This window comes from Candidatus Melainabacteria bacterium, assembly GCA_003963305.1.
In the GTDB taxonomy this organism is placed as follows: domain Bacteria; phylum Cyanobacteriota; class Vampirovibrionia; order Obscuribacterales; family Obscuribacteraceae; genus PALSA-1081.
On record RXJR01000008.1, the window covers coordinates 159741 to 185542 of the forward strand.

The 25802-nt window shown below is 52.5% G+C and carries 24 protein-coding genes and 1 pseudogene; 18 read left to right on the forward strand and 7 right to left on the reverse strand.

From position 1 onward, the window contains the following. Window positions 1-5: 5 nt before the first annotated feature. The 6 genes from EKK48_09745 to folK all read left to right on the forward strand — a co-directional run bounded on the left by EKK48_09745 (window position 6) and on the right by folK (window position 4866). Window positions 6-1157 (forward strand): alanine--glyoxylate aminotransferase family protein, encoded by a 1152-nt coding sequence (locus EKK48_09745; protein RTL43240.1) that lies wholly within the window; start codon window positions 6-8, stop codon window positions 1155-1157. 175 nt (window positions 1158-1332) lie between these two features. Further along, the gene (locus EKK48_09750; GenBank protein ID RTL43169.1) at window positions 1333-2268 is read left to right on the forward strand and encodes a hypothetical protein; all 936 of its coding nucleotides are present in this window, start codon (window positions 1333-1335) and stop codon (window positions 2266-2268) included. 135 nt (window positions 2269-2403) lie between these two features. Then, on the forward strand, window positions 2404-3123 hold the full coding sequence (locus tag EKK48_09755) for a CADD family putative folate metabolism protein (GenBank protein ID RTL43170.1): 720 nt from the start codon (window positions 2404-2406) through the stop codon (window positions 3121-3123). Between the two features lie 14 nt (window positions 3124-3137). Next, window positions 3138-4016 (forward strand): dihydropteroate synthase, encoded by an 879-nt coding sequence (gene folP / locus EKK48_09760; GenBank protein RTL43171.1) that lies wholly within the window; start codon window positions 3138-3140, stop codon window positions 4014-4016. Further along, on the forward strand, window positions 4016-4396 hold the full coding sequence (folB, locus tag EKK48_09765) for a dihydroneopterin aldolase (GenBank protein ID RTL43172.1): 381 nt from the start codon (window positions 4016-4018) through the stop codon (window positions 4394-4396). The genes folP and folB overlap by 1 nt, the downstream gene beginning before the upstream one ends. Window positions 4397-4398: 2 nt before the next feature. Then, window positions 4399-4866, forward strand: a complete 468-nt coding sequence (folK, locus tag EKK48_09770) for a 2-amino-4-hydroxy-6-hydroxymethyldihydropteridine diphosphokinase (GenBank protein RTL43173.1) — start codon at window positions 4399-4401, stop codon at window positions 4864-4866. Between the two features lie 26 nt (window positions 4867-4892). Here folK and EKK48_09775 read toward each other — a convergent pair whose 3' ends face one another. Both EKK48_09775 and EKK48_09780 read right to left on the reverse strand, forming a co-directional pair. After that, the gene (locus EKK48_09775) at window positions 4893-5375 is read right to left on the reverse strand and encodes a hypothetical protein (protein ID RTL43174.1); all 483 of its coding nucleotides are present in this window, start codon (window positions 5373-5375) and stop codon (window positions 4893-4895) included. 170 nt (window positions 5376-5545) lie between these two features. Further along, on the reverse strand, window positions 5546-5731 hold the full coding sequence (locus tag EKK48_09780) for a hypothetical protein (protein RTL43175.1): 186 nt from the start codon (window positions 5729-5731) through the stop codon (window positions 5546-5548). 480 nt (window positions 5732-6211) lie between these two features. Between EKK48_09780 and EKK48_09785 the strand changes: the two genes are divergently transcribed. From EKK48_09785 to EKK48_09795, 3 genes are all read left to right on the forward strand, one after another. After that, window positions 6212-6850 (forward strand): YdcF family protein, encoded by a 639-nt coding sequence (locus EKK48_09785; GenBank protein ID RTL43176.1) that lies wholly within the window; start codon window positions 6212-6214, stop codon window positions 6848-6850. Then, window positions 6777-7667 carry a hypothetical protein gene (locus tag EKK48_09790; GenBank protein ID RTL43177.1) on the forward strand — a complete coding sequence of 297 codons (891 nt, stop codon included), beginning with the start codon at window positions 6777-6779 and terminating at the stop codon, window positions 7665-7667. Before EKK48_09785 ends, EKK48_09790 begins: the two co-directional genes overlap by 74 nt. Before the next feature lie 115 nt (window positions 7668-7782). Then, window positions 7783-8916 carry a hypothetical protein gene (locus EKK48_09795; GenBank protein ID RTL43178.1) on the forward strand — a complete coding sequence of 378 codons (1134 nt, stop codon included), beginning with the start codon at window positions 7783-7785 and terminating at the stop codon, window positions 8914-8916. Window positions 8917-9128: 212 nt separating this feature from the next. Here the strand turns inward: EKK48_09795 and EKK48_09800 are convergent, their stop codons facing one another. Beyond that, the gene (locus EKK48_09800; protein RTL43179.1) at window positions 9129-9785 is read right to left on the reverse strand and encodes an HD domain-containing protein; all 657 of its coding nucleotides are present in this window, start codon (window positions 9783-9785) and stop codon (window positions 9129-9131) included. A gap of 635 nt (window positions 9786-10420) precedes the next feature. Between EKK48_09800 and EKK48_09805 the strand changes: the two are divergent. The 7 genes and pseudogenes from EKK48_09805 to EKK48_09835 all read left to right on the forward strand — a co-directional run bounded on the left by EKK48_09805 (window position 10421) and on the right by EKK48_09835 (window position 17889). Further along, a pseudogene (locus tag EKK48_09805) lies at window positions 10421-10786 on the forward strand (acyl-CoA thioesterase). Between the two features lie 144 nt (window positions 10787-10930). Beyond that, complete coding sequence (locus EKK48_09810) at window positions 10931-11410, forward strand: acyl-CoA thioesterase (protein RTL43241.1); 480 nt, start codon at window positions 10931-10933, stop codon at window positions 11408-11410. Window positions 11411-11470: 60 nt separating this feature from the next. Beyond that, window positions 11471-12136 (forward strand): histidine phosphatase family protein, encoded by a 666-nt coding sequence (locus tag EKK48_09815; GenBank protein ID RTL43180.1) that lies wholly within the window; start codon window positions 11471-11473, stop codon window positions 12134-12136. Window positions 12137-12185: 49 nt separating this feature from the next. Beyond that, the gene (locus EKK48_09820; GenBank protein RTL43181.1) at window positions 12186-12641 is read left to right on the forward strand and encodes a hypothetical protein; all 456 of its coding nucleotides are present in this window, start codon (window positions 12186-12188) and stop codon (window positions 12639-12641) included. Continuing rightward, the gene (locus EKK48_09825) at window positions 12620-14056 is read left to right on the forward strand and encodes a serine/threonine protein kinase (GenBank protein RTL43182.1); all 1437 of its coding nucleotides are present in this window, start codon (window positions 12620-12622) and stop codon (window positions 14054-14056) included. The genes EKK48_09820 and EKK48_09825 overlap by 22 nt, the downstream gene beginning before the upstream one ends. A 2-nt stretch (window positions 14057-14058) precedes the next feature. Then, window positions 14059-15561 (forward strand): tetratricopeptide repeat protein, encoded by a 1503-nt coding sequence (locus EKK48_09830; GenBank protein RTL43183.1) that lies wholly within the window; start codon window positions 14059-14061, stop codon window positions 15559-15561. Between the two features lie 15 nt (window positions 15562-15576). Next, on the forward strand, window positions 15577-17889 hold the full coding sequence (locus EKK48_09835; GenBank protein RTL43184.1) for a serine/threonine protein kinase: 2313 nt from the start codon (window positions 15577-15579) through the stop codon (window positions 17887-17889). On the opposite strand, the gene otsB is transcribed toward EKK48_09835, so the two are convergent. Further along, window positions 17852-18676, reverse strand: a complete 825-nt coding sequence (gene otsB, locus EKK48_09840) for a trehalose-phosphatase (protein ID RTL43185.1) — start codon at window positions 18674-18676, stop codon at window positions 17852-17854. The two genes, EKK48_09835 and otsB, sit on opposite strands and share 38 nt — an antisense overlap. 1 nt (window position 18677) lies before the next feature. Beyond that, on the reverse strand, window positions 18678-20903 hold the full coding sequence (locus tag EKK48_09845; protein ID RTL43186.1) for an amylo-alpha-1,6-glucosidase: 2226 nt from the start codon (window positions 20901-20903) through the stop codon (window positions 18678-18680). A gap of 715 nt (window positions 20904-21618) precedes the next feature. On the opposite strand from EKK48_09845, the gene EKK48_09850 reads away from it, so the two are divergent. After that, window positions 21619-21849 carry a hypothetical protein gene (locus tag EKK48_09850; GenBank protein ID RTL43187.1) on the forward strand — a complete coding sequence of 77 codons (231 nt, stop codon included), beginning with the start codon at window positions 21619-21621 and terminating at the stop codon, window positions 21847-21849. Between the two features lie 439 nt (window positions 21850-22288). Here the strand turns inward: EKK48_09850 and EKK48_09855 are convergent, their stop codons facing one another. Beyond that, window positions 22289-23533, reverse strand: a complete 1245-nt coding sequence (locus EKK48_09855; GenBank protein ID RTL43188.1) for an MFS transporter — start codon at window positions 23531-23533, stop codon at window positions 22289-22291. Window positions 23534-23809: 276 nt separating this feature from the next. On the opposite strand from EKK48_09855, the gene EKK48_09860 reads away from it, so the two are divergent. Next, window positions 23810-24451: an HAD family phosphatase gene (locus tag EKK48_09860; GenBank protein ID RTL43189.1), complete on the forward strand. Its 642-nt coding sequence runs from the start codon at window positions 23810-23812 to the stop codon at window positions 24449-24451. A 14-nt stretch (window positions 24452-24465) separates the two neighbouring features. On the opposite strand, the gene EKK48_09865 is transcribed toward EKK48_09860, so the two are convergent. After that, window positions 24466-25683 (reverse strand): MFS transporter, encoded by a 1218-nt coding sequence (locus tag EKK48_09865; GenBank protein ID RTL43190.1) that lies wholly within the window; start codon window positions 25681-25683, stop codon window positions 24466-24468. Window positions 25684-25802: the final 119 nt, after the last annotated feature.

Sequence of the window (25802 nt, forward strand, 5' to 3'; positions counted from 1 at the left end):
TGCCTATTCAACCACGTGAGTTCTTGATGATTCCCGGCCCGACACCTGTGCCGGATGCTGTGCTGGAGTCGGTGGCGCGCCACCCGATCGGACACCGCACCCCGGAATTTTCCAAGGTCGTGCAGGATGTCATTCAAGATTTGAAGTGGTTGGGAAAGACTGAAAATGACGTCTTTGTCCTTACCGCCTCTGGCACTGGTGGCATGGAAGCGGCTGTCTCCAACACGATAAGCCCTGGAGACAGAGTTCTCAGTCTGATCTGCGGTGTATTCGGCGAGCGCTGGGCGAAAGTTGCGGAAGCATTCGGTGCTGAAGTGGAGCGTATGACAGTCGAGCCCGGCAAAGCAATCGATCCCAAAGCAGTGGAAGCGAAGTTGGCTTCTGCTCAGCCCAAGTTCAAGGCCGTGACGATAACTCATAACGAAACATCTACCGGCGTCATAAACGATCTGCAGGCTCTTGCTGCTGCTGCCAAAAAACATTCTGCGCTTTCGGTAGTCGATGCCGTCACCAGTTTCGGAGCGGTTGATTTACCGATTGATGCCTGGGATGTTGACGTGGTTGTCACAGGCAGCCAGAAAGCTTTGATGCTGCCTCCCGGTCTGGGCATCATCTTCTTTGGCAAACGCGCCTGGGAAGCCAAGGCGAATTGTCAGAGCAAAAGTTTCTACTTCGATTTGAAGAAGTACAAAAAATCGCTCGACGCGAATACAACGCCGTACACGCCTAATGTTTCGCTCTTCTGCGGCTTGGCAACGGCTTTGAAGATGATGCGCGAGGAAGGCACAGAGTCCATCTTTGCTCGTCACATGCGTCTGAAACAATCATTGCGAGCTGGTTTGCAGGCGATGGGGCTGGAGCTCGTAGTTGACGAAGAGGCGGCCTCTCCTACCATTACCTCAATCAAACCGCCGGCAGACCTGACTGTCGATGCGATTCGCAAAAAGCTGAAAGAGCGTTACAAGATACTCGTCGCTGATGGACAGGAAGAGCTGAAAGGCAAAATTTTTCGCATCGGACACATGGGCTACGTTTTCGAGCGCGATGTTTTGATGACACTGGCATCACTGGAAGCAACTTTGATCGAACTGGGTCACAAAGTGGAGCCCGGCAAAGCAGTACGTTCGGCTTCAGATTTGCTGGCTGCCAGAAAGTAGTTTCTGCTATCGATCTCTCTGCGCATCGACTTTTCGTGGGACAATCCCCACGGTGGAGGCGCACGCAATGTTGCAGTTTCAATAAGAGGAACTTAAACTATTTGAAATAAATAGGCACAGTGCTGCTTTTAGTGGTATCAAAGAGGTCTAAGTTGGAACGTTTGGGAGTCAGACCATGAAGCGGTCATTAACCCCGAGATCCCTTGCAATTGTCGCAGTAAGCGTTGGACTGTCGTTTGCAACATTCTTGCAGCCAGCTCACGCTCAGTATTATTTCAACAATCTGCCGTACGCTCTCAGTTCGTCTTTGATTTATCCGATCGGGCGAATGTTTCTCGGTGGCGGCACCAGCATCTACAACATCGCCAACCCCTACTACTTGACGAATCGGCTGGTTAACGGCGGCATCAATTCGAGCGGATTTTTCCGGGCACCAGGTTATGGACCGATGCCAATGGGAGTAGCTGGTTACACCGACGAAGAGCCCTTGAATTCGCCTCGCCAGCGCAATCGACCGTTCAGGTACGGTCAGTGGGGCGTCGACCAGACGGCATACGCAGGCGGTTACATTGCTCCTAATCCAAATGCGGTCGTGCCGCAAGCAGTGGGTCAACCCGGCGCGCCCGGTATGCCTGCCATCATTCCTCCTCAGCAAGCCAATCAGATGCCACCGACTGCGCCGCAGCGTGGCAAGAAAAAGCACTCGAAAAATCAGCAGGTGGCTCAGTATGCACCACAGGCGGTAGCAAGTGCAGCTGCTCCTCAGCTGCCAGCAAGTTCTCCGGCTCCGCTTGCCCAGGGTTTTGTCACTATGGTGAATACCAAATACGACGGCGATATATCGAAAGCTCTGTTCAGCCCAGAAGGCAGGTCGTGGGCCCACACGGTTGGGCTTGTTGATAATAACGACATCTTTAGCGCTGATTTAAGTCAGGAACGCGTTTTAGTGATTGGCAAGATCTTCAAAGATCCGGGACTGGACCCTGTCAGCAAACTGGATGCAGTCAAGATATTGCTGCGCACCTCGCCTGCTTCCAGCTCAGCAGTTGCAGCGCCTGCGATAGTGCCCGGCGCGCCTCAGACTGCAGCAGCACCAGGCACGAGCAACTGAAGCAATCTGGTTTGAAGCGAATGTTGCGCTTTCCCCATGCTCGTTATCGAGTGTGACGAAGCTGTGTTGTCATGCAGATTTCGGCTCGGCCGGTTCGGTATATTTAGGCTCCCCGGATGTCATAAAGGAGTGCTCATGAATACTGAGTCTTTTACGCAAGAATTGAACGCGCGAATCGCAAAGTACGATTTGCTCAGCCATCCCTTTTATAAATCTTGGAGCATGGGTGCACTCAAGAAAGATGAGATTAGAGAGTACGCCTGCGATTACTATCATCATGTAGCCGAATTTCCCAACTATCTCGATACGCTGCAAAAGCGCTTGCCTGAAGGGGAATTGCGTAATGTAGTTCTTGAAAATAAGGGTGACGAAGAAGGTGTTCAGTCTCGTGACGGACGTTCTCATGCTGAAATCTGGCTTGATTTTGCTCAGGGAATGGGCGCCAGTGCCGAAGATATCGTAGATCATGAGCCGATTGAAGAAATTGAACAACTGATAGCCACCTTCAAAGATGTTGTTGCAAACGGCTCCACCGCTGAAGCACTGGCTGCCCTCTATGCCTACGAATCACAAGTGCCGCGCGTGGCCACTGAAAAAGAGCGCGGTCTGAAAGATCACTATGGTGCTGATGATAAGACCAGCTACTACTTTACTTTGCACAAATCGTTCGATGTTTTGCACGCGAGAACATGGCTCGAACAGATTGCCCGTGAAGTTGGCACCGACGAGGCTGTGCAGCAAGCGGCTCTAAATGCTGCTGAAAGAGCTGCAAAATCGCTCTGGAACGCTCTTGATGGCGTTGAGCGCGAGCGCCTCTCGATCGCAAACAGCGGCACAAGCGTTTGTTGCCACTAGATAGATGAGGGCAGATGCTAGGCTTGAAACCCGTCGATAGTGATCTGTCGAGACGCCTGCATCGCGGCGCTCTGCGTGTGCGAGATTTCTCTCACTCGTGGGGATCTCGCACCCTGATTATGGGAATTGTTAACGTCACCCCGGACTCCTTCTCTGGAGACGGGGTGCTTAACTGTGCGGATGCAGTGGCTAAAGCCTCTCTGCAGGCTGATTCTGGCGCCGACATCATCGATATTGGTGGGCAGTCCACACGCCCGGGGCATGAACCGGTGTCAATAGACGAAGAGTTGAAGCGTGTTTTGCCTGTACTTTCTCAGTTCAGGCAGCAGATGCCCGCCGCTCTTGTTTCTCTCGACACCACTAAACCAGAAGTTCTGCAGCAGGCTCTGGAGGTGGATTTACTTAATTCCATCTGGGGAATCAGCGATCAGCTGCTTGCCATAGCTGTCGAGCGTGCACTGCCTGTGGTGGTAATGCACAATAAGGAGCGTCCGCAATACTCTTCCAGTGTAGTTGATGAAGTCTTGCGTTATCTGGATAATCAGGCGAGAAAGGCAGTTAGAGCCGGTCTCAAGCACGAGCATGTTATTCTCGACCCGGGCATCGGATTCGGTAAGACGGCAGAGCACAATTTGCAAGTTTTGAACCAGTTGCATCGCTTGACTGCGCTGGGCTTTCCTACCCTGATAGGCACATCCCGCAAGTCATTTTTAGGTAAATTGACCGGCAAAAATGTGGACCAACGCCTGGCTGGTTCGCTTGCTACGGTATCGCTGGCGGTGGCGGCAGGAATAGATATTGTGCGTGTTCATGATGTCGCGCAAACCAAAGAAGCTCTAGCTGTCAGTGACGCCATAATTCGCCAGACACGCCCGTCTGGCTGGGAGAGCTGATGTCTGAAACGGTGGACCGATCTTTGCCTGTAGATGTTATTCGCATTGATAAGATTGTCGCTCGCGGAAAACATGGCGTGACGGCGGCCGAGCGCGAGCAAGAATTGCCGCTGGAGCTTTCCGTGGAACTGCTCGTTGATCTCTCTAGAGCGGCTCAGACAGACAACATTGACGACACGATCAATTATTCGACTTTGAATCAAGCGATCGTGTCGGTTGTGCAAACCAGATCCCGGCACCTGATTGAAAAGTTGGCAGAAGACGTACTGGAAGTGATTTTTCAGGACCAGCGTGTCAGGCAGGCGACTGTTCGTATCGCCAAGCCTGAAAGATTGAACGGAGCTACTCCCAGCGTTACGCTGGTACGCAGGAACGAATAAGCATGGTCTATGCATATATTGGTCTCGGGTCTAACCTGGGAGATACGGCTCAGAACTTGCGCAATGCTCTGCGCGAAGTAGAGGCTTTTGGTCAGGTTTATGCCAAGTCGCGCCTCTATCATTCCAAGCCGTGGGGGGTCACCGATCAGCCGGACTTTTGTAATGCAGTTATTCAGCTTGAAACGTCACTTTCGCCTCAGGAATTGTTGAAAGGCTTGAAGGACCTGGAGAAGCGCATGGGGCGTGAGGAATCGCGGCGCTGGGGCCCTCGCTTAATAGACCTGGACATTCTCACTTATGGTGAAGAAGTAGTGAGAGATGAAAATTTGACTGTGCCGCATCTGCACATGAACGAGCGAGCGTTTGTCTTGATGCCGCTTTGTGATATCGACCATAACTACAAGGACGCCCTTATGGCGCTTCCGGTTGAATCAAGAGAGGAAGTGCAGTTGACCGGTCTGACCTGGTAGATAGGACCGTCAGGCGTCTTTCAAGGCTAAAGATTGACACCGAAAAGCCAGCGAAAGAACTGCCAGGTTCTGCTTTTGTTCAGCTTTTCCAGTAACTCGTGCGTCTCTTTCAATTCTTCTTCGTATTCTTGGATTGATTCAAGCAGAGCGTGGTTCTCTCTTTCGATTAAGATAGCTTTGGCCGCTCTGGCTCTGAACTCACCCAGCACCTTCAGTTGCTCTTGCATGCTGTCTACCTGAGACTCCAGGTAGCCGATGCGGTACATCGCACCTTCCAGCCTGACGGCGGCAAAATCCAGACTCTCCAGCACGTCACCTACATGTTTGGCTGTAGTATCGGCGCGGGTCTGCGTTGATAAGCCGGTTGATTGAACGGTTGTGGTTAACTCTGTCGAGGGCGGTCTCACCTCGGCTGGTGGCTTCGCATCTGGTGTCATATCGATCACGCCGGTATTGTTGAACAATGCGTCAATGGCCGATGTGGTCGTTTCAGTAGGTGCAATGTCCATCGCTAGATCCTTCCGTTCTCGGTACTAATCCGGGTCCCAGAAGATTATGAGCCTATCGACGATTGCTGTCTAGTACCGTATCCGGTGGGCACTAGATATGGTGTAGCTTGTAGTGGTAATGATGGATATATTGTAGTGGTACCACCGGTGCTGGCAAAATATTGCTCATCTCAGTTCTTTTTCTCAGTCGTGCTGCTCCTATTCTCGCCGCCGGCAGTTTTGCTGCCGGTTGCTTCGTTTTCAGGACGAATTGCTTTGGACAGGGCGTTGGCCGCGTCTGCGATTGCTTTGCCTAAGTCCTGGTCGCGATTAGTCTCAAAGTTGTTGAGACTATCGTTTTTAACTGTATCTGACATAAAACCAGCCTCTATTGTGAGTCAAGGTTTCTTTCTGTCAGTTGTTGTTGGTAAGTGTGCGGAGGAACGTTGTTGCCAATTCTTCCGCCTTACCATGGTCGCCTCTGGAGCCTGAATTGTGTGCTAGTACGGGCTATAAAAGCGGTTAGGAAAACATGTATCTTTCCAGGGTTGGGTCTGTCACTTTGCAAGCTTCGCTAGGACATATTTTCTAATAAGCCTATAAAAGAGAGCTTCTAGCATTTTTATATACCGTTCTGTGCTGGCTTTTCGAGCGCCATTAGCGCTAGGGTTAATCATTCCTTCAGTTTCGTTTTTTTCGCCGATATTTAAACCCTAACCCTTTCACCGCCAACCAAAACCTTAACCGGCTGCCACCTAGTGGGCTGCGAGTCGTTTAACGCTTTGGCTGGTCAACTTGAACATCCGTACGCCAGAGGCAGTGTTGCAACGCTGAACCGCTGGTAGTTAGGAGCATCCATGCACGATCACAGCGATTCAGTCACGCCCATTGTTGTTGTCCTCGGTGGAGGCATGAGCAACGATGGCCGCGGCGGACCAGCAACAATTTTACGAGCCCGCAAGGCCGTCAAGTTGGCGAAAGCCAACCCCACCTGGACCTTCATTCTCTCGGGAGATGGACGTGTTGACCCTGCCTCGTCAGACTTGACCGAGGCTCAGTTCATGGCGCGCATCCTCGTTGAGGCTGGAGTTGACGGTTCTCGACTGCTGCTCGAAGACGAGTCTCGCGACACCATCGGCAATGCTGTTCTGGTGGCGGCTCGTTATCTCAGGCACCTGCAGCCGCGGACCCTGTACGTCGTCACCTCGCCCTTCCACTCGACTCGCGCCCTGCTGCTCTTCCGCGGCGTGCTCGGTCCTGCCTGGGACGTGCAGGTGGCAGCATCATCTCCGGCGCGCGGCGATGCAACGCGTCGAGCCAACGAGCCTGGTGGCATCGACTGGACAAGGCGCTTCTTCGCCGGCATCACGCCTGGCGACCTCAAGGCTTGCATCCGCAAGCTGATCGCTGACCGTCCTGGCTATGCCACCAGCCGCACACTGCAATTTGACGACAACCCCGATGGCAGTGATACCACGCTCGGTACCGCTGCCTGATCGCACAGCGCCGAAGGAGGCCTATGTCATGCAAACTTCAAACCGCTCAGGCGGATTCTTTCTGATTGGCGGCAAGTCCAAGACTTGTTTCGCCGTTTTTCTGAAACTGGCTGGCGGTTCTGACGCGAAGATCGTCGTCATTCCCCACGCCAGCAGCGTTCCGTCCGAAGCCGCTGCCGACGTGGTCGAGCAGTTCGCTTTGCTCGGTGCGCGCAATGTCACCGTGCTCGAGCCGCCGACACTGTTTCGAGCACGCGTTGCTTCTTTCCTCTGGAAGCTGGGTGCTCGCTGGCTGAGTCGGTTCGTCTCAGACACGGTCATTCCCAGCGGGACTGACGCCGTGTATATCTCCGGTGGCGATCAGGACCAGCTCGTTGAGAAGCTCGGTGCCGGTGGCATCGCCACTCTCCGTGCATTCAGTCGCGCCGGTGGGTTGGTCTCGGGTACCTCGGCTGGCGCGGCCTGCATGGGGAACTACATGATCACAGGAGGCATGTCAGACGGAGCAATCCGTGCCGGCTCGCTCCGAACCGGGCGCGGACTGGGGCTGACTGGGCGCATTCTTTTCGACACGCACATGAAGCGCAACCGCTTCAACCGCCCCATCGTCGCACTGGCCACTCTCGACATGGACGCTGCTTTCGGCCTTGATGAAGACACCGGCGTCCACATCACGAACGGAACGGCCAGTGTGCACGGTGTCGGCAAGGTCTGGTACTACCGGCGCGGCGCCGATTTCGGCGTCGATTTCTCGGCTGGTTCCGCGCACGGTGTGAACGTCGAAGTTCTCACCGCAGGTGGTGTCATTGCCATCTGACCAGCTGGTCATTCGGTGCGATTGTAAACCGTTGCTCGGCTTGCAATCGCATTCTATCCACCGCCTGCTCACAGCGGGCGGCTTTGTCTGCTAGCAGACACAAGGACTGATTCTTATGACGACAACAACGAATCCCGCAGCGATGGAAGAAACTCCGTTGGTGCGGGCACAGCGAAAGCTTTACGAAATTTCCGGCGGCAGCAAAAACAGCAACAACGTTCGCGCCGCCCGGTTGACCACTGCCGACCGCATCGCTTTCTTCAACAGCTCCGAGTTTCGCGAGTGGGTTGCCTCTGAAAAGGCTGCCGGTCGTGAAATCTTCTGGCTCAAGGATGTCGACAAGACGCAGGCTGCGGGCGACATCTTCACGTTTTTCTTCAAGTGGCGAGCTGACAACAACAAGTTCACAGCGGCGCAGTTGAAGGTGATCGAGAAGTTCCTGCTGCGTCGGCCCCACGCCCTCGCCCGCGGGCTGATTCGACTGATTCGCGGTCTGGCGCGCATTCCCAATCGCCTGGGATTGACCACGGCTGCTCCTCGTTTTGCCAACTCTACTCCTCACCACGTCGTGGAATCTTGGCAGAGCAAGGAGCAGGGCGGCGACGGCATAAGCCTTCTGGACTTCTGGTCCGGGGCTTACTGGCCGTCGCAGGTCGGTCTGACCGAGGCCGAAAAGGTTGCTCAGGTGCAGGAATTTGCGCACCACTACGCAGCCAAAGTTTTCCCCGGCGTGCCCGAGGAAAACCGTCTGCTGGAGTCGCTCGGCGTGCATGTCGTGATCGTCTCCAACGGCGACCAGGACCTGGCTCGAGCTGTGGCTGGGGTGCTCGGCGTCAATCCGCTCAACGTGGTGGGTTCTCACCTCACCTACGGTGCGGACGGGCGCGCCACCGGCGTCAATCACAGCTACGATGTCACCGATGAGACGTGGTTGAACCGCCCTCAGCCAGGTAAGCCCATCAGCTTCCACTACTGGATGCACATCAACCGTGGTCGCTTCGGCTGGGATCACATCGACGAGGACAAGATCGTCATCGCCGGGCGTGATGGCGATTCCGCTGCCAATGATGGTGGCATGATGATCATGCTGCCTATCCCGGCTGCCCTCGGCAACTTCATGGTCGACGTGCCTGGAGAGCCGGCTCGCATCGAGAAGTTCTACAAGCTGGCGGCCAAATATGGGTGGACGAAGGGCAAGTTCTTCACCCTGGTTCAGGCGCCGTCGCGTACCGGTCACTTCCCCGACTGATACCGCATTTGATGCGTCTGGCTTGCCGTCTTGCATTTGAAAACTAGTCGGGATGCTCCTGGTGTCTGGCGGGAAACCGCTCGATGCCGGGAGCTCTCGACTATGTTTTTTCTTTTCTTTTTGCTAACTAGATACTGTAGTACTCAATGTTTATCCCATGAATGCTGCCAGTCTGCATTCGGCTGTAGTTCTTTGATCGTGCCGATCCGCAGTTAATTTGAGGCTGCTAGTAGTTCTTCTAGCGCGTCGCACAGACTGGTTAGTTCTTCGTGCAAGTAACCATCGGTTGCTTCAGCGATTGGCAGATATTCAGTGCGAGTTTCGACAAGATAGCGCTGTTGAAAAACAAGGTCATTACAGGTTAAACATTCACGCATGTTATCCAGTCTGTCAGCCAGTTTTACAAGACGCGTCGGCACCGCTGCTTGAGCGATTCTCTCGTGATAAGTTTTGAGTTGCGCCTCACGTGGAATTTTTTTGTCGGGTGCTGGTTTTGTCAAAACCGAGACCATGAGTGCGATTATGCGTCCAAATTTGCGCTCGAGATCGCTTGTCGTGACTCGACCGTTGCTATCCTCCACCACATCATGCAAGATCGCAGCACAAATCGCTTCTGTGTCTTTCAGACCCAGCTCTTCGAACAAAATCAAAGCAACCCGCATGGGGTGTACGATGTAAGGCTCACGCAGATCTGGATCTTGTTTGGAAGGTTTGCGAAACTGTCCTTCGTGAATGGTTTCGGCAAGTGCTAAAGCTCGCGTCAGCAACACGCGTTTTGGATGCTGCAGGTCATCGACTCGCAGCATCAATCGGTGTCGGAGTTCTCCGCGTAAGCCGGTCATTTGCATCTCTTTGAAAGTTTCTAACAAGATTATACGCAGTCTCTCACTGGTATTGGACAGTGAAATTTTGTCGGCTTCTATCTGTCATCTCTGTTGAGTTTGAGGCTGAGTTCAGGGTTGGATACAGAGCTGTTCTATTTTCGCCAGGTGCGCCTGGAAAGTTGTTTCTCAAGGCATGCTGAAACAAGCTGCGCTAACTCTGAAGTCAGGTGCTTGCGAGAGCCGAAACAGGCTTCGTCCTGCTGGTTGTCAATTGGCTTGGCGAAGCGGCTCTGGTTAGAGCCGCTGATGTGCCGCTTCTCAGGCTCTTTCTTGTGTCGGCAGTTTGAATTTGCTGCGCCGGATCCCCTTTGAAACCCTGTTGGTGAGCAGGCTAGCGCGCGCTAACAATCATGAACTTCCTTCAACGTCATTGTTTTGGCCTTATTGAGAGCGTTAGTTTTAGGGCGTCTTTGATTTTTAACTTTCAGCAAATTTTTTTCACACACAACCGCCCTTCCGATTTTGCAGTCTGACTTGAACGCTACGACGCGCTTCGTATGTGTTCGCTTAGATGTTTGCAAACGATTCAGGGCGCAATGCTAGCTTCGCTCTGTGCGCGAGCTCGCTGTCTAACTTCGTTCGGATGCTGTTCTACGGTGTCCAGTTCAGTGAGGTCAATCATGAACGAGAATCACAAGTGTCCAGCTGTTCGGGTCGGGATGTTTCCCAAAGACACGAACGCGACTGGCACGAATATCTTCGGCGGAGTCATTCTCAGCCACATGGATATAGCCGGTGCAATCGCTGCCCGCGAGGTCACCGAGCACCGTGTTTTCACCGTCAGTTTCGACAAGGTTGTCTTCAAGCAGCCGGTCCACATTGGCGATGTGCTTACTTGCTGGTCTGAGGTGACGAAGATCGGTCGCACTTCTATCACGACCAGAATCGCCGTCGAAGCGCAGCGTCGCGGCGTCTTCATTCCCGTCACCGAAGGTGAGGCGGTGTACGTTGCGGTCGATGATGACGGGCATCCCGTGCCGGTCAACAGTCCGCTCACGTCTGCTGAACCATGTAAGTGCGGCGCGGTCTGCCATCACGACAGCGGTCGCTCTGTGACACCGAAAGCGGTGCGCAAGAAGGTGGCGGAATTCACTCTCGACTCGCCCAAGTGCCCCGCTGTTCGTATCGGCATGTTCCCGAAGGATACAAGTGTGGCCGGCACAAACATCTTCGCCGGTGTCATCCTCAGCCACATGGACACCGCCGGAGTGATTGCCACGCGCGACGTCACCACCAACCGGGTCGTCACCATCAGTTTCGACAAGGTTGTCTTCAAGCAGCCGGTTCATGTGGGAGATGTGCTCACCTGCTGGTCTGAAGTGACCAGGGTGGGACGCACCTCCATCACCACCCGCATCGTCGTCGCCGCTCAGCGCAAGGGCGTCTTCATCCCGGTCACCGAGGGTGAAGCGGTCTACGTCTCCGTAGACCCTGACGGTAAGCCGACTCCGGTTAGACCGGAAGGGACGACGACTGCGGTCGTCAGCTCCTCCAGTTGTGGTCCTACTTGCAGCTCATCTGACTCTGCTTCCGGCAAAGGCAAGAAGAAAAACAAGAAGCGGAAGACCAGCAAGAGCAAAAAGAAGTCCAAGAAGAAGGGCGACAGGTGACACCACATCCGGTGTGCACTCTGAGCGCCCTCCTCCCCTAATTTCGAGAAGGACCAGCCTATGGCCGAATATCTTGTTCTGGTGCGTCACGGCGAAACGTTGCCCAACGTCCTTGTGGAAAAACAGGCTGATGGACTGTTCTACGAGGTGTCAGGCTCCGATGAAACCGTGACGCTTACCGACCTTGGTGTGCAGCAAATCGTGAAAGTTGGGAAGTGGCTCGCCCGACTGTTTACGAAAGACAATCCACTGGGTCGCATCATTGTCTCGGGGTACAGGCGCACTCGTCAGTCAGGTGAACACCTGGCGCAGGAGCTGCCTTACCCTGTTCTTTTGGCTGAAGATCGACGCTTCGACAAGAGGAGCTATGGCGACTTCTGGAACATCACCTATCGTGGTGTACAGGAGTTGCACCCTGAAGAGTATGCTCGTTTTCTGGCGGAGGGACCGTTAGACTATGCCCCTCCCGGTGGCGAGAACTACCCGCAGCTGTTCGCTCGTGTCTCTGACGGGCTTAGCGATATTTCGAAGCTGCCCGGCAACAAGTTGATCGTCTGCCACCTCGTCGTCTTTCTGGCTATCCAGCGCGAGTTGGAGGGGCATGCAGACGACCATGTGCACGCCAGTTATGAGGCGAGCGCGTTGCCCAATGCTCACACTCGTGTCTATAAGCGCGAGAGCCCGGAGCAGCCCTGGCAGCCGGTTGACGTTGTAGCTTGCGACTGATCAGGTGGAGGAGTCACTGTGTACATGCGGTTCAAGCCGCACGTACATAGTGACTTCTTCGCCTTTTTGCACTTTTTGGGGCTGGCCTTATTTCGGCCGCTTTTTGTGCTTTAAGGGCTGGCCTTATTTCGGCGGCTTTTTGTGCTTTAAGGGCTGGCCTTATTTCGGCCGCTTTTTGTGCTTTAAGGGCTGGCCTTATTTCGGCCGCTTTTTGTGCTTTAAGGGCTGGCCTTATTTCGGCGGCTTTTGTGCTTTAAGGGCTGGCCTTATTTCGGCGGCTTTTTGTGCTTTAAGGGCTGGCCTTATTTCAGCGGCTTTTTGCACTTTAAGCGGTTGGCCTTATTTCGGCTACTTTTCGCACTTTAACGGGGGAACAGGGATTCTTAGCTCTGGCAGCTTCGGTCATGAGAGCAAACGTGCGGTGTCGCGTTCCATTTTGGGGGTAGAACAGTGTGAGGGCGAACTCTGTATCATCGAGAGAATATGGCCGAACTACAGTTGGTAATTAGTTACAAGCCTTTGGTGCTGCGACCGTTTTATTCGGTGGCTTATCTCGCCAAATGGCTTTTCATCATAATCATCCCAACGTTGTGGCTGTCAGCTTTGCTTGCTTTTCTTCTCGTACCAGCGCTGCATAACTCACTCTATAGTCAAATCGGGCTTTGCGTCATTTTTCTTGGAATAGCTTATGCAATGTTTGCTACCCTGGTTGGTCTAATTTTGTGGCCCTTTTACGACCATCAGATAAAGTTGTCCAAAGAAGGCATAGTGCTGCCATTCTCGACGGCCAGCACGCGGGGCAGGAAAGCGGGTTATGTCTGGTCTGAATTCAACTCGGCTTCAGTTGCTCAGAGTGCGGACTCGTGTAAGTTGCTACTCGGATCAGCTGATGGCAAAAAGCTTGTTTTAGACACTAAGGCGTTTGAGAAGTCTGAGTTGGAACAACTGTTGCTCGGCATTGAGCTATGGGGCACAAGCATCATGCGCACCCCTGAGTTCATGGATTATCAAAGTAGTCTGCAAAACGAGATGAAAGGATTGGACGTAAACTACACGCGCATGTGGGAGGAAGAGCTGAGCAGGAGGTTCAAGGCTACATCGTTTCTGCCTCTGGAGCCGAAGCAAGCGCTTCAGAGTGGTCGACTGACAGTTCAGAAGCAACTGGCATTTGGCGGGCTGAGCGCTATTTATCTTGTTCAACGTAACGAAAATGAATTGTTTGTTCTCAAGGAAGCGGTCGTCCCTGCTGATGCTGACCCGGAAATGCGACGGTTGGCTGAAAAGCATTTGTCGCGTGAGGCTAAAATTCTGGCTTCGGTTTCGCATCCGAACATCGCCAGAGTTGTTGATTATTTTGTCGAGGAGGGACGCAATTATTTGTTGCTTGAATACGTCAATGGTCAAGATTTACGCCAGTTCGTTCGACAAAATGGATTGCAGCCGCCCTCAAAGGTAATCGACTGGGCGTTACAGTTGGCGGATTCATTGCGGTATTTGCATGGGCAAGATCCGCCTGTTGTGCATCGGGATGTTAGTCCCGACAACATAGTCTTGAATAACAATGGGTCCTTGATTCTCATTGATTTTGGCGCTTCTAACGAGTTCATTGGCACCGCTACCGGTACCTTGATTGGCAAGCAGGCTTATATGGCACCAGAGCAATTACGTGGTAAAGCCACCACCAGCAGTGATGTTTATGCGTTTGGTGCCTGCCTTTTCTTCCTCTTGACGGGGCGGGATCCGATGCCGCTTTCCGCCTGCCATCCCAGAACTGTGGTGCCTGACCTGCCCGAAGATTTGGACGAGTTGATCGCGGCAATGACAGAGCCCGAGCAAAGCGATCGAATCAGTGATTTCTCGCAAGTAATTGTTCGTTTGCAATCTCTAAGTTCTTCGCTTACTGTCGCGCGTGAGGCATAGACTTGGACAAACGGATTGATGAGCTTGAAGAGATCAATTTGAAAGTAGTTGATGACGTCGATGGTGCGGTCAGCGTGCCTGATTCTGCAACTCCCGACGCCGCTGAACTCGACGTCACCGTGCCTTCACCTGTCCCTGATCTTCAGGCGAATTTGCAGAACATCTCCGAAGGAACTGATCCGACGGGAGGCGGGGAAGGGCTCGAGAGTAAGAGCAGGTCTGCTCGCTTTTCAAAAACGACAATTCGGAAAACGTTTCTGGTTGTGGTTCTAGGGGCTCTTGCCGTATGCGCAAATAATGGGCTTAAGTCCTTCTGGAGTTCCCCGATTAGCTCGCAGTCAATTGTATTCTTAGGACCATCGATATTTTCTGCCTGGTGTGGAGAACTCGATTCAGCCAATGCTTTGCAGGCTTTGCCAACCATGGCAGTTGAAGTCAGTTCCACCGGAGCCGCTTTGCCGCCACAGCGTCGAGCTGCTGTGGTAGCCAGTTTGGAGCGTTTTGTAGGAAGTGCGCCGGTTGAGAAGCGCCTCATGTCTACTCTCGTAGATGCAGTTATGCTGGCGGTAAACGGAAAATCAGATCGGGCAGCAGTGCTCCTTCGAGAGCTAGACTCGAACAGCCCGCTTGTTAGCGGATTTCACGCTGCGGTGCAGACGATGATCGGTCAGTATCCCGCCGCCCTGGAAACCTGTGATCGCGGGATTCGCGTGCTTGAAACCAGTAGTGGTTCATTTGCGCCGTCCACCTACGATGCACTTTGGTCTGTCAAAGCGGAAATCTTGATTGCAATGGGGCGGCCTGAAGATGCTCTCAGGGTTCTCGAGTTGCCTGGATTCCCAGAGAAATACAAGGAAGATGCGCTTAAGCGTGACAACATTCTTGAGGCTAAAGCAGCAGCCTATTTGCGTTCCAATCAACCTGATCAGGCAATTAAAGTTGCCTGTCAAATGCGTCAATTGAATCACATGATTCTTTCAACCGCTTATCTCATGGAAGGCGATATCGCTGAAGCCGAGCAACATGCGGGAAAATCATATCTGGCATTATCCAAAATCTACAGCAAGACGGGGCGTCTCGAGGAAGCTCTAAAATACGCAAAATTGGCTGACCAGGCTAATCTTGGCGTTGCCGGACGCGAGCAGCATGTGTTCGTATTGAATCAGATGGGGCGTTTTCGTGAGGCGATCGCTCTTTCCACCGACTTGGCTGCTTTACCGAAAGTGCCATTTCTGCTCGAGTCTATGCATAATATGCCGGAATTGCATGCGGACCTGGCCTGGGCTTACGCCAAACTTGGAGAAATCAGACAGGCTCGTGAGCATGCTAATTGGGCCCTTAATGTGGACCCTAACTGTCGTCAGGCGCTGGAAGCGGAGCGGCTGGTAAGCCAAATTACTGGTGATAATGAGAAGTACGAGGCGTATGATTCCCGCTTGAAAAATTTGCAGGCAGACCTCTACGATCGACCGGTATTGTTCACGAATAAAAACACTAGATATTAGAGGAAGACTCTGCCTGTGGAATTGAAATCTAAACAAGACGAAATTCACCTCAAGGCGGCGCAATCTTCGTCTGATCAAAAGCACTCCATATTGATACCGCATCCGGTTGCAAAGCCCGATTCTAAAGTGAATGAGTCCGGTAAGAATTCACTTAAGCCCTATCGTCCAAGCTGGTCTCTGTGCTTGATTCAAAGTTTCGCTGATCTGGTAATTGTCAGTGGTATTGGCGGACTGATCACGTTTTTGATGATTTTTACAGCACTTGGCTGTGTCGCCGGTTCGACTGTAAACATAATCGCCGTTGCCGAAACCAGCATGTTCATCGGTATGGTGGCATCTGGTATGTGGTTGATGTGTTGTGCGTTTCCAGTCTGGTTGGGTTTTAGCCTGCTGACCCTGCAGGCGGCGGCTGGTGGTTTTGTGGGCGCATTCGTTTTCGACGCAGCGTGCACGGCGCTGCAGCTCGATCCGCTTGCTGCTGGTGCCCTCGGCAGTGTATTTTCGGTGGCATTGACCTTGATGCTTACTGTTATTCCCGCTCTCGCCATGCCGTTTTACCTGGCAATTTGCAACAGCTCTCCGCTTCGCAAGACTTTAGGTGCCGGTTTTGCCGATTTCTATACTGCCGATCTGCGAGGCAATCGTCTCACGTTCAGGCAGGCCTGGAAGCGCGGCATTCTGTTTGCCCTTGAGTCTTTCTTGTATCCACTGTCGGTGGCGACCGGCAAAAATTATCCGGACCGTCGAACCTGGCTTGAGCAGGCGAGCGGCACGATGTACGTAAAGCATCCGGATAAGCTCGAAGAAGAGGTCAATAAGTCTAAGGAAACAGTGGCGGTTCGCTATCGCGCTTTTCAGGAAATCGAAAGTGTTCTTGGTCAAGAACAAGATACCGTGCCCCGTGTCATGCGCAAGGTTGATCAGCCGTTCAGGCGGGCGCTGTACGGTGTGGCCGCACTTGCTATGGTGACGGTGGCGGTGGCATTGCCTGCCGGGATGCGGGCCCCAATGGTTCTGATGCGCAATATTCTCTTTGCCGGGGGGGAATTTGGATCCGGTCCCGGCAGTCATCTCTTGTACGGACTGCAAACGCTGGTCAACAATGGACTGAGTGTCTTCTTCGCTATGGTGGCGATCTTGGTGCTTTATTTTGCTGTGGCTATGTGCAGGCCGACCCATATTCAGTTATCGCGCAAGGGCATAAGGTTTACCTTTCAGATGATGCCCAGTTTCATGTGGGATGCGATTTGTCCCTGGGAAAAGGTCGAGCAGTTGAGACTCGAGCAGACTCCCGGAAAGGCTTCCATCGCCGATCATCGCCTGGTTTTCAAATTGAAAGACGGGAAAAAGATGCGCATGCGTCTGGGCAGCATCAGCTCGGTGGCCGGAAAAGAGGAAATATTGAGAGCCGTCGAACGTTGGGCGCCTGAGTTGCCTCGTTCAGCAGAAGTGATTTCAGCTTTGCAGCCGCCCTGTGATTTCAGCTACACGGAGCTCTGGATGGAGGCACTGACAGCGCCTCCGAAACGCGAGAAGCTGAAGCCGTTGATTGACGGTGCTGCATTGCGTGAGAACCAGTACACAGTGGCGAAGATGCTTGGTGTGGGAGGGCAGGGCACTGCATATCTGGCTGACGATGCTCTATCTGGACAGTCTGTCGTGCTGAAAGAGTTTCTTTTGCCGGTTTATGTTGATGTGAGCGCAAGACGTCGCGCCCTTGAAACTTTTGAGCACGAAGCTCGGCTTTTGAAAGAATTGAGTCACTCAAATGTCGTTAAACTTGTTGATTATTTTGTCGAGGACCATCGGGCTTATCTTGTTCTCGAGCACATTGACGGCAAATCGCTGCGCCAGATCGTGCAGCAGGAAGGCCGGCTGGACGAGGAGCAGGTTCGCAATCTGGCCAGGCAAATGTGCGAAATTCTCGCTTACTTGCATGCTCAGTCACCGCCTGTAGTGCATCGAGATTTTACTCCAGATAATTTGATTCTTCGTAAAGATGGCACGTTGAAGTTGATCGACTTCAACGTGGCAAGGCAAAGCGATGACGCAAGCGCTCTCAGCTCAGTAGTCGGTAAGCCCAATTACTTGTCGCCTGAACAGTTCCGCGGTGCGCCGGTGCCTGAAAGTGACCTCTATGCGTTTGGCGCCTGTCTTTACTTCTTGCTGACTGGCGAAGACCCAGTGGCGATAATCAGTTCCAACCCAGCTTCTGTGCGTGACGATGTCTCGGAGCAACTTTCCGCCATAGTGCAGAAAGCAACGCAGCCGGAGTTGAAGAATCGGTTTGCTAGCGCTGCAGAGATTTTGCTTCAGTTAGAGCAATAATCAGTTTGGCAATTTCGGTTGTATCTGCAACCTGAAACTGCGAGCAAGTGTTGCTGCTGCCCGAGCCCACTTTTACAGTCACTCCGCCGCGTTTATTCACCCAGTCGAAGGCTGGTTCGTCAGGCGGAGAATCACCGATGAAGACGTAAGCCCGTTCGCTTTCGGCAGGCACCATCTGGTCTAGTTGTGCCAGAGCGCGACCTTTGTCCCAATCTATTTTGGGAAGGAATTCGTAGCTAGTTGGTTGTGCGCGCAAGAGCAGGTCTTTGAACTGGTTGGAAATGCGCTCAATGTGATGGTGCAGAATTTCGCGTGCTTCCACTGCTACTGTGTGCCAGTGTACACACACCGAGTAGCCGTGGTCTTCCACTATGGCGTTGATCTCCGGTCTCGCCAGCGAGGCGAGCTTGTCGCGTACCTCTTTCATTGATTGTCCGACCGCTGCTGCCAGGTCGTTTACCACTGGTTCTTGCTTTGGCAGCGCTGTCTCGAGTCCGTAATTACCAGCCAGAAACAGTCTTTGATAATCAAACTCGCCACGCAATAGCGCCATGCTGCGGGCGCTGACAATGCCAGCCAGTACTCCCGGTTTGATGGACAGCTCGCGCAGACTTTCGTGAACATGCGGATCGAGCAAGGCATTTTCTGGACGGTCTGCATAAGGCACGATTGTTCCGTCTCTATCGAAGCCTATGAGAAGCTCTTTTCCTGCGGAAATTCTTTCGATTGCGTATGCTATTTCAGCACTGCTGGCAGCCTTTTTGTTTGTACAATTCTCGGTTTTCATACTAGCTCTCTATCACTACGCGTACTTTTCCTGACTTGTTCAGGACCTGACAGGCTCCCCTGCCGTTGTGATTTGTAAAACTCAGCCCGACTACTGCCGAACCTACTCTCAACCCTTGCACCGTGAATTTGTCGAGCCAGTCGGGCAGGCTTGGTTCGACGACGCGCAATAAATTGTGGCAAGCATCCGGATGAAAGTTGACGCATGTTTTGAGCAATTGAAAAATGGCTCCAGCTGCCCATGCCTGCGGTGAGCAAGAGACAGGATAATCGATTGGTCTGTATGCGCCGTCGCGTTCGAATCCGCAAAATAACTCAGGCAATCGGAAGTCTGGCTGGAACTGCGCCGCTTCGAGCAGACCCAGCATAATTTTGTGAGCATCGGCTACGCGTCCTATCTTGCGCATACCTTCTGCAATAATGGCGTTGTCGTGCGGCCATATAGATCCATTGTGGTAACTCATCGGGTTGTAAGCGATGGTGCTTCTGGAAAGAGTTCTGATGCCCCAGCCTGACTGCAGTTCGTTGGACATCAGTCTGTCTGCTACGTGATTAGCCTTTTCTTCATCGAGAATGTCCGTAAACAGTAAGTGACCGGGGTTTGATGAGATAACGCCGACTTGCTTGTTGTCAGCGTCAAGAGCGAGCGCAACGTAATTTTCGTCTTCCATCCAGAAATCGCGCTGAAATCTAGCCTTTAGCTGTGCAGCTTTGGTTGTTAGCGACTCGGATATCTCTTTGTGACCAAGCAGGCTTGCTGTGCGAGCCATCGTCGTCCAGGCTGCGTAAAGATAGCCCTGCACCTCGCACAAGGCGATCGGTGGATTCGCCAACTGACCGCTTGTGTGCATGACTGAATCGCCGGAATCTTTCCAGCCCTGGTTTTCCAGTCCTTTTTCACTTTCACGTTTATAGACTAGATAGCCTGTCTCGGTAAGAGTGTCATCGATCCATTGCAGCGCCGCTTTAGCTGATGTCCACATTTTAGTGGCGAAATCCAGATCTCCCGACCATTCCACATATTCACCGAGTACGAACAGCCATAACTGCGTCGCGTCGACTGTTCCGAAATACGGGCTGTGTGGAATCTGATTAGTGCGTGCCATTTCACCGATGCGCAGCTCATGCATGATGCGCCCAGGTGCTTCCGCTCTGTACTCGTCGACTACGGTTCCTTGATAGGCGCCTAGAACTTCGATGCACTCTCGAGCCAGATCCGGCAAAAATGGCAGCACCTGCCAGGCCGTTATGGCGCTGTCTCGGCCAAACAAGGCGCAGTACCAGGGCACTCCAGCCGAAAGACCGTTGCCTTTGGGTGTTGGCTGTCTGAGTATGTAGAGGTCGCGGAAGGCTCTGTCTACAGCCATGTCGAAGAGTTGATGTCCGGTGCGAATAATAGTTGAACGGTTGCACCACTCGCGGTATCGTTCGTCTGCGGCACGGCGGGCATCGCCATAGCCCGTCTTGCGCACATTGGGAGCTGAAGACTGCCCACCCCAGCGGGTTGAGACACAAATTTGAATTTCCTTGACTTGGTGAACCGGCAGTGTCAATTTGAAAGTTACTTCGCCTTCACCGTTTATTTCGTCTGGTTGAATGCCGTAAAATTCGATCACTGTCTCGAGCAGCTCGTTATCCAGCCCCCTGTAAGCAAGAAAGAGAGTGCGCCCGTTTTTCCCGGGGACGGGCATCATGCGTTGCCCGCGTTTTTCTACGTTCAAACCTCGCACTTCGAACATGTCGGCGAAGTCTGAACTGAACGCCATCTTGAGCTCAACGTCAAGAGGCGTGGCGTGAAAATTTTGCAGGGTCAAACGCTCCCACAGTAAGTCCCCCAATACGACCTCGCGTTGAATGGTGATTTTTTGCTGCGGAGTTTGTTCGGTGTGCGGATTGGTGTAGAGAAATTGTCCCGCGTAGCCTTCGTTGACTGAGCTGGAAAGCAGCGACAGAGGAGCGCCGTTCATTGTCAGTTCCCACTGGCTGATGTGGCGGGTATCGTACCGGTAGTAACCGTAACCAAGTGTGTTGCAACCAGGAATTAGCGCGCTTTGATCCATGACCAGAAAGTGACTGCCGTGCTTGAGTACGAAGCGCGGATGAGCTGCATCAGTGAGCACAAATGGCATGCCCTGGCACAAGGGGCGTGAGTCGAGTGTGTACTCTGGAAATGTTGTTGAGCTGGCACTATCGTCAGCAACGTCAGAAGAAATCGGCGTGTGGGTCATTTGTTTTTCCGAGGTGGCGGCTCAACTGACGGGATCTAATGAGTTCCAGGAGTTCTCGTTTGGACTTTATGAATTCTCCGCGGACCTTCTATTGATGAGACATGCTTTCACTTAGTTCCAATAGAATGTCGTTGTTGCGGGTTCTTACATTTTAAATTGAAACAAAGCGCCTTTTCATTGTAGCCAGAGATACTACATCTTGATGCTCAGTGTAAATCAAACTGAAAAGCGCCGTCTTAAACTGACACTCTTTCTAAAATCGGATGATTATCTCTTGAACTGTGTAGCTATTTCTTGAACTGCATAGCGTTGTAGACACAAAATCGACAGCATTCGCGCGATGTCAGCTAAGGTGAGTGCTCAATATTTTCTCTGGCGCGCTTGATTCGTGCTTTGCGATAACCTCACGCGAGCGAGTTGTCAGGCGGGTTTGTTGATGCGCCATTCTGATAAAGATCCAATATCCAAGTGCTCAGAAGTGGTTGAGTTGAGCATAGTGAAATCAATAGAGTTGAGTGTCTCCTTTTCCTTCTTCTTTCCATAAGCCCAATCCCCCGCAAAGCTCTGACCGTTTACATCTGCGTGTTTTTTCTTCCTGTTTAGCCGGGAAGAGCAGTGTGATGGTTTCGCATGTGTCGGTTTTGAGCCTGGAAAGAAGTTCCCTATGTCAACGCGTTTGCTACTTCAGCATCCGCCAACTACTGAGGACAAGACCATGAAGAACTCCGAAACCGCCCCCACCAACCCCGCCGCCGTCACCGAGTGCCTCGCTGCCGCCACCAAGTCCGCCACGACCGCTCTGGGCGCCGCCGACAACCGCAGCGTCACCGCCGCCGCCACCCTGAGCGTCGCGGTCACCGAAGCGGGCGTCACCAAGACCAACAAGGCGAACGCCAGCGTCACCGTCGGCTCCGAGACCTCCGAGGAAGCCGCCGCCTCCAAGTAACGCGTCGGCGCCGGCAAGCATGAACGAATGAAGGCATTTTTCGTTCTTGCTCAACCTGAATTCGCGAATCGAGCCTTCACGGTTCGCGAATTCACTTTCTTTCGCAATTAATTACCTCGGAGTAAGGCGCTGAGAAGGCACCGAGCCGTAAGAATGCCGCAGAGCAAGGCTTCGTGGTTCTGGGGCTGATCTTGTTTTAATCGTGGACGTGGTTGTGGCGCATGAACATTGGATTTTGGGAATCGAATCGATTGAATCGATTATGGGGATTACCTTTTAGGATTTTCGGACATTTAAAATTTACCCTAAAATACTATCGGCTGTAGCAGGTTCTGCGAAATGAGAAATGAGAGATCGATGGAGATCGACACGCATACGTAACTGCTATCCACTCTTGTTTGCTTTCACGGCTCAGGTCGTGCGATACACACGCTCAGGTTCATTCTGAGAGTTGCTTTGTCTCAGGCATGAACCAGAGAAAGAATGCCATGGCCGCGATGGAAATGCCTGCTAGGGTCAGGAAACCGGCGTTGTATCCCGCGAATTTGACGATAAAGCCAATCAGCAGATTGCTCAATCCTGCGCCGATGCCCAGTCCGGTAGCGATGATTCCCTGGACAACATTGAATCGTCCAGTGCCGCGTGTCAGATCGGCTGCTACGACGACGCCGAGAACGCCATAAATGCCCGCACCGATTCCATCAAGAATCTGAGCCGCGATCAGGGCGTAAGGGTTGCTGGTGGAAGCGAAGATAAGGGCGCGCAGAGGCAGTGATGCAAACGCAATCAGAAAAACAGGCTTGCGACCCCAGCTTGCCGCATATTTGCTGGCCAGTAGTGCTGCCGGGACCATACAAAATTGGGCTACGATGATGCAGGCTGACATGCAGACACCGGCATCCATGATCTTCGTCTCCGCCACCTTTTGCCCGGCTTGCGGCAGCATGGCAGCATTTGCGAAGTGAAACAGAATCGCACTCAAAGCAAATATGGCAATGCGTTTGTCTCGCAATGTATGCATGAGTCCTTCGGGGCGGTGATTCTCATTATCGGCAGTATGCTGGCTTCCTCGAGCAAGAGCATGGTCGATATCGCTTCTTTTGATAAACAACACGCTCAAGACGCTGCTTAGACCGAGCAGGGCTACGACGTTGAATATCGCCCCAATTGAGAATGCTTTGCTGACAGCTCCTGATAGCACTGCTGCTGTGACATTGCCGCTATGATTGAAAGCTTCGTTTCGTCCGATTCGCCGATCGAATCCATGTGGGCCGACAAGCCCCAGGCTTATTGCTGCCACTGCCGGCGGCAGAAAGGCGCTGGCCGAACCAATTAAGGCTTGTGCGGTAATGACACAGGCAAAGCATGGGAAAGCAACGAGGAGAAGGCACCCGGCTGCGATTATCAGTGCTGAAATTATAATCACAGCACGTTTGTGTTCGACTCGGTCGACAATCGCTCCAGCTGGAGTCTGGAACAGTACCGCGCAGACGCTCGCAGTTGCCATAGCCATTCCGATTGCTCCAGCGTCCCACCTCAACGTAGATTTCAGGTAAACAGCCAGATATGGACCAACTCCGCCCACGACATCGGCGAGAAAGAAGTTCAGTGCATCCAGGGCGATCAGGCTTCTCTTCGAAGTCGGGTTCTGTTCTCGTGATTGTAATACCGAATGTGATACCATGAAAAGACCGTGCGCTTTTTCGTTGACACGCTGATTGGTAAGTCCTGGCCTGAACTCGGACTGGATTGGTTTTTGTCTGTTGAAGCGCTACCCGTACGATTCTTTCTCAGAAACCTGACCGGTGAGTTACTGCTCTGACCGAACCGCTGCCCGGTAAGTTCCCGTTCTTGATTTGAACTAATGTTGCACTTCTCCGTTGTCAAAGTTCGATCTTATTTGAAAAGCTTCGAAAAGCTCGCTAGATTGTGTATCTGACCTCGCCTCGAAGGATTTGAAGTGGCACCAAAGACCGAAATTACTACAGTTTTTTGTGATGTAGGCGGCGTTTTACTGACAGATGGCTGGGGCCATGAATCCCGAAAGCTGGCTGCCAGGCACTTCAATTTTGATTATGAAGAGTTCGAAAAGCGACATCAGCCTCTCGCTGAAGACCTCGACTGCGGTTTTATCAATGTCCTGGATTATTTGAATCAGACTCTCTTTTATCGTCCTCGCGCCTTCAATCAATCGGAATTTATGGAATTCATGAGAGCGCAGTCCGAGCCATTCTCTGACCGCATCGAAGTGATCGCGGAAATCGCCTCGTCGAAGAAATTCTTGATGGCGACCATCAACAATGAGTCCCTGGAACTGAATTCTTACCGCATAGGTAAGTTCGAGCTATACAAATACTTCTCGCTTTTCTTTTCGTCCTGCTATATGCGTTCGAGCAAGCCGAAGGCGCCAATTTTCGACAATGCTCTTTGTATTACCCAGAAGTCCGCTCGGGAGTGCGTGTTCATCGACGATCGCGAGACCAATCTCGTCGTTCCAAAGCAGTTAGGAATGCGCACCATACTTTGCAAGGAAGCAGGTCAGTTGCGCAAAGAATTGATGGATCTCGGTGTATTCACGCAACGCCCACCACATCTGGTTTAGTTCGAGCTATTGCTTTAGTTCACTGAGGTTTTACTTGTCTCCGTCGCCAGGCGTTGAATCTGTTCTTCGTGGCGCTGAGCGAGTGAATTCGCTACGAATACCATGACCGTGCAGGTCGCAAGCAACGCTGCCACCAGTCCGTAAGCGACAAAAATACTGGAGCGGTCAGCAATGAATCCCAGTACCAGAGGCGCCACTAAAATCGACGAACCCGTGCCCAGTGACATGCGCGACGTGGCACTGGCGGCTCTGTCTGAGGCTACGGCAATTGCTGCCGAAAGAGTCATTGGATAGAAATTTGCGATGCCCAGTCCGGTGATAAACAGGCCAATCACACTGAGAATGGCGTTGTTGCCCAGCCAGTAGAGAGCAAATCCACTTAAGGCTGTGACAGCCGCTATCGGTAAGAGTGTGTGAATATCGAAATTGCGGGTCAGTCGACTGCCGCAGATTCTACCCAGCAACATCGCGGCCATAAACACTGATACGCAGGCTGAAGCATCGATTCTGGGCAGTTTTACCACCTTCTCCAGAAAATCGGCACTCCAGAAAATCAGCGACCATTCGCATCCTACGTTTAACAAAATGACGATCCAGTATGCCCAGTAAGCCTGAGGTAAGGCTGCTGCCGCTTTTGACTTTGTTTTTGGTTCCGAGCCCGGTACTTGTCTTTTTCTGAAAGTCAGGAACAAGATGCTCAGCGTCAGGAGCGGAACCGCTAACGCGAGGCGCCAATTTATGCCGTACCGCATTGACGTGCTGACGGCTAACGGCGCGAGAAAGCAACTGATGCTGCCAATAATATTGGCTTCAGTGATGGCGATTGCTCTTTGTGAGCCGAATCTGTCAGAGAGAATGGTATTGATCGTTTGACCCATCGTGCTGCCCGAGAATCCACCCAGCAGCGCACCGAATATGGTGAATATGGGATTTCTGCTCACAATAATCAAAAGAATACCAAGGCAGATTCCCGCACTGCCTGACCAGATTACCTTTTGGCGGCCGAATCTTTGCATGCTCTTGTCGCCGCTCAACCCGGCTAGAAGCACACCGATCGCCCAGGCGCTGAAGTGCAGCGCCCCGACCGTATAAGTCAGATGCAATTCTGAGCGTAAAAATGGCATAAATGGACCGAAACACGAAATCGTGTAGGTCGAGCTGCCAATCAACAAATAACCCAGCCAGGTGAAACCGTCCCTGACGAAGTTTTGTGTCGTGTCTTGATTTGGCACTTTATCGGGCAACCTTAGTGAACCCTATTCAACTCCTTTTCTTTGTATTCAGCAAGTGCCTGCTAAGACAAGTGAACCATTACATGGAATACTTGTAGGAAGATCCTTTTCGATTTTAG